Raw genomic sequence first — 4,751 nt, forward strand, 5'->3', positions numbered from 1 at the left:
CAGATGCCACAGTGATAAAGATGCTGAGTAGCGGTAAGGCCACTACAAAAAAACTTTTGGATTCAAAGAATTATTCGCGCACTGTGTTCATTGGCACTGAATTTTTGTTAAGCCACTTATTGCTGGAAACCAGAAGGTTTTTTACCGTTTCGGCGTCTGCGCTTCGGCGAATTAGGACAAAGGAATCGCGGTAGGATTAGTTAATAACTAAGATATCAAAATGAGTATAACACATCTCTCTGGATACAGCATTTTATTGATTTCAAGGAAGAACGGAGTTAAGATTATTTATAATTATCTAATAGGGTAGGTTGCATCTTTGTACTGCGCTATTTGCAAAAGGAGAAATGAGATGATTCAACAATTATCGAAAACCAAAATTGGGCAAAGCTCACACCTGTGCTGGGTGTCATTTCTGCTATTTGGTTATTCTGGTTTTTCAAGCCTATAGAGTTACTTTTCTGGGCTTATGTAAATATTCCTCTTTACTTCTTTTATCAAACTGAAGAGCATCTCTGGCCAGGTGGTTTTAAAAACTTTATTAATCATGTCATCAATAACTTGCCGGAAGGCGAAGAAACCCTTAATGATGTAGATATTTTCTGGATCAATATATTATTGGTATTGGTGACCTTCATCGTTTTTGGATTATTGGCACTTGTAAATATTGGTTTCGGTCTACTCATTATTGTCTTCAGTATTATGAATTGCCTGACACATATTGTTCAGGGTGTAAGGCTTAAAAAATGGAATCCCGGGCTGGTGATGGCCAGCCTGCAATTTGTAGTTTCTATCTATGCGGCTTATTTTGTGACCGTGAATGGGCTGACCAATCCAATTATTTGGTGGGTATCAACTGTTATTTTTTCAGTGTTTGTTCATGCCGTTTTGTTTAAGTTTATATTGAAAAATTAAACTTAGACAGCCTAACCAAGCGTGCACTTGACTGGTGAGATTCGCCACGCCAAATTGTTTTAGGAGAAGTCTTGGGACAATGCTCAAATGATAGACTGTTTTATAGTGTTAGCTGCTATATGGGGTTGAGAATAGAACAAAAATATGGCAGAAAAAGGCTCATTGAACTCATAAAACACTCTCCTGAGGACTCCTTTGAAATCTTTGAAAATACCAAAAAGATCTGTTTTCAGGAGATAATTAAAAATATACTGCAAACAACAGTGTATAACAGTGCACTTGTGGTTTGCATCACTCGGACTTCTCGTATCACACATTATACGCAATTCCTGCCTCGTTTTTAAAAAAGAAAAGTATCTATATAAATTTGATTTAACTTTAATTCGATCCTTTCAAATATTAAGAGGGCAGTTAACAGCGAATACCTGGTTCCACTTCACTTTACCTAAATCGATTAAAGCCAACTTCGTGAAATGCCATTCGCCTTTATATTTGCATTATTGCTAAATTCACCCTTTTTGACATTGTTTTCATTTATCTGGATGTTATTTTCATATACAGTGTATTTGGGATAGGAAAAAGATCTTGTTATTCGCTACGAAGAAGAATGCCTTGAGTATAAGAGAAAGTGATAAAAGATGTATAATATATAGGGGCGAGTAATATGAAAATTGAAAAAATTTCAAAGTTTAAGTACTTGATAGAAAAAACAGGAAACATGAGAGTGCCTGTGTTACTTTACAGCACAGATAACCTTGTAAAACTCGTCGGTAAAGATAAGGCGCTTGAACAGCTTATCAACGTAGCAACGCTTCCGGGAATTGTAAAATGCACACTTGGTATGCCAGACATGCATCAGGGATATGCATTTCCAATCGGTGGAGTAGCCGCATTTGATTTGGAAAATGGTGTTGTTTCTCCGGGTGGAGTAGGTTTTGATATCAACTGCGGAGTGAGAGTCATAAAAACCAATCTTTCTTATAAGGATGTAAGGGGGCAACTGGATAAACTGGGAAATATACTATTTACAAATATTCCAGCTGGAGTCGGCTCTGAAGGAAAAGAAAAATTTAGTTCTGAGGAAACCAAAGACGCAATGAGACTCGGTATCCCATGGGCAAAAAATAAAGGATTTGCCTGGAAAGAAGATGAAGATGCAACTGAGGAAAATGGAAGAATGAGAAATGCAGACCCATCTTTTGTTAGCAAAAGGGCAATAGATAGAGGAAAAGTAGAATTAGGCACTCTTGGTGCAGGCAATCATTTCTTAGAGATAGACAAGGTAAGTGAGATATATAATGGGGGAATTGCAAAACAGTTTGGCTTGTTTAAAGATCAAATTCTTATCTGGATTCATACAGGTTCACGCGGGCTTGGACATCAAGTTGCAACAGATTATCTGCAGATGATGTTTCCAAAAATGGAAAAATATGGGATACCATTCATCGATAGAGATTTTGTATCGTTACCGATATCTGCTCCGGAATCAGATATGTATCTTAAAGCAATGGCATCAGCTGCAAACTTTGCCTGGGTAAACAGGCAAATTCTTACATATTTTGTACGACTTTATTTCTCTTCCGCTTTTAGCGAATCACCTGCAAAATTGGGAATGTACCTTCTTTATGATGTAGCACATAACATTGCAAAATTTGAGAAATACAAAATAAACGGGAAAGAGAAACTTCTTTTAGTACATCGCAAAGGAGCAACGCGTTCTTTCCCAAAAGGGCACCCAGATCTTAAGGGATTATATCGAGAAATAGGCCAGCCAGTTCTACTTCCCGGAGATATGAAAAGAGGTTCATATATACTTGTTGGTAATGAAAAATCGCTTTCGGAAACATTTGGCAGTGTCGCGCATGGTGCAGGACGGCTTCTCAGCAGGCATAAAGCAGCGAAAACACTTACATTAGAACACGTACAAAAAGAAATGGACGAAAAAAATATCATACTGCATGCAAAAACGAGGCATATCATTATGGAAGAAGCCCCGGAAGCTTATAAAGATGTTCATGAAGTAGTAAAACCCATAATAGGAGAGCAACTTGCTGAACTTGTGGCCCACTCTGAGCCCCTCTTTGTGTTGAAGAGGTAATTCTTAAAAACTTGATTCTTTCTTTACTATCCTGTATAATTATTGGTATAAACTAATAATTGTTATAAAATTCTTCCGATTAAAAAAATAATGCTCAGTTATACAAATTATACATAAAGTAAAATTGCAAAATAATGTGCTATACTGCCTCCAAGGACAAATAAATGCCATATGGCATGATGAAATGGAATCTTTTTCCCTAAATAAAATATAGTACCTAAACTATAAAATACCCCGCCGACGATAAGTAGTAGAATACCATTAGCTGGCACAGATTTTATTAAAGGATTAATGAAAATAATAATGAGCCAACTCATAATTAAATAGATAATTGTGGACAGAACTTTAGATGTATTAATAAAGAATATTTTTAATATTATTCCTGCTGCTGCAATGCACCAAATATATATAAATAAATTTTTTCCTCCTACCGCTCGCAGAGATATTAATGTAAAAGGCGTGTAAGTTCCGGCAATCAAGAGATATATTGCAAAGTGATCAAACATTTTTGCTATATACTTTTTTCGGGTTGACCGTACACTATGATACAAAAAAGATGCTCCGTATAATATAATTAAGCTGATCCCATATACATAAAAACTTGATATACGCCAGTTATTTTTACTTGATGTTGCGGAAAAAATAAGAAAAAACAGCCCAACAACACTCAGGCATAAGCCAACAAAATGTGTGATACTATTTGCAATTTCTTCTCTAGTCCTAAATTTCATAAATTCTTTCATATCTCTAAATACAATACTTAGATTTAGAAAATATGCAATAAAATTTCAATTGATAAATACTTTCATATATTTTCTAATTTGCCGAACAAAGATAGTGATTTTGGATAAATAGATGGTCTAAACTCTTGACTAAAATGTAATTTTCAATAAACTATTAGCAGTCAATCTAAAGGAGTGCTAATTTAAAATTGGTGGAGGCATGATGAAAAAGAAAAAAAACATTTCGGGAAAAGGTACACAGAGACCAGCTAAAGAGCAATTGGACGAGCTTGTAAGCGCACTGAATGAAAAGAACACCGAAATAGAAAAATTACAAAATGAACTTGAACATTTAAAGATAGAGAATATAAAAACACAAGAACATTTTGACAAAGGAAGAAAAACACTTGCAAAACAAGCGGAACAACAAATAATGAAAGAAAAAAAGCAGTTAATGAAAGATTTGCTAGAAATATTTGATAATTTTGAGAGAGCACTCAATACGCTAGATCAAAATGATAGGTCCAGCGCAAAAGAAGGCATAAAACTTATTCACAACCAGATTCAACAATTCCTAAGCCAGCATGGAATTAGGGAGATGGAGCTCAAAGACAAAAAGTACGATCCTGCCCTATGCGAAATAGGGAAAATTACTGAATCTGAAAAAGAAGCTGATACTATATTAGAAGTACTTCGTAAGGGTTATTACTTAAATGACGAAATTCTTCGTACAGCAATGGTAGAAGTTGCTGTACCAAAAAATATAACAATTAAGGGAGGTAACTGACATGGGAAGAATTATTGGTATTGATCTTGGAACAAGCAATTCAGCCGCTGCAGCAATGGTAGGGAATAAGCCAACTATCATACCAGCAGCTGAAGGGCCTTCCGTTGGAGGCAAGACAGTGCCATCAGTTGTTGCATTTACAAAGGATGGTCAAGTTCTTATCGGAGAACCAGCAAGAAGACAAGCAGCAATTAATACTAAAGGAACCATTACTGGTGTCAAAAGGTTA

6 protein-coding genes are annotated in these 4,751 nt (G+C 35.7%); 5 read left to right on the plus strand and 1 reads right to left on the minus strand.

The genetic code is table 11. From position 1 onward, the window contains the following. The 3 genes from U9Q18_06430 to U9Q18_06440 all read left to right on the plus strand — a co-directional run. The coding region (locus U9Q18_06430; GenBank protein ID MEA3313993.1) for a hypothetical protein at nt 1–194 on the plus strand (194 nt) is incomplete at its 5' end. 205 nt (nt 195–399) lie between these two features. Further along, complete coding sequence (locus tag U9Q18_06435; protein ID MEA3313994.1) at nt 400–915, plus strand: HXXEE domain-containing protein; 516 nt, start codon at nt 400–402, stop codon at nt 913–915. A 664-nt stretch (nt 916–1,579) separates the two neighbouring features. Beyond that, nucleotides 1,580–3,013, plus strand: coding sequence for an RtcB family protein (locus tag U9Q18_06440; protein MEA3313995.1), 1,434 nt, complete (start codon nt 1,580–1,582; stop codon nt 3,011–3,013). Between the two features lie 107 nt (nt 3,014–3,120). On the opposite strand, the gene U9Q18_06445 is transcribed toward U9Q18_06440, so the two are convergent. After that, nucleotides 3,121–3,756, minus strand: coding sequence for a hemolysin III family protein (locus U9Q18_06445; GenBank protein MEA3313996.1), 636 nt, complete (start codon nt 3,754–3,756; stop codon nt 3,121–3,123). 202 nt (nt 3,757–3,958) lie between these two features. On the opposite strand from U9Q18_06445, the gene U9Q18_06450 reads away from it, so the two are divergent. Then, entirely contained in the window at nt 3,959–4,522 is a 564-nt protein-coding gene (locus tag U9Q18_06450; GenBank protein MEA3313997.1) for a nucleotide exchange factor GrpE, read from the plus strand. A gap of 1 nt (nt 4,523) precedes the next feature. Continuing rightward, nucleotides 4,524–4,751 (plus strand): Hsp70 family protein (locus U9Q18_06455; protein MEA3313998.1); only part of this gene is annotated, 228 nt, incomplete at its 3' end.

The organism is Caldisericota bacterium, from assembly GCA_034717215.1.
GTDB lineage: Bacteria > Caldisericota > Caldisericia > Caldisericales > Caldisericaceae > UBA646.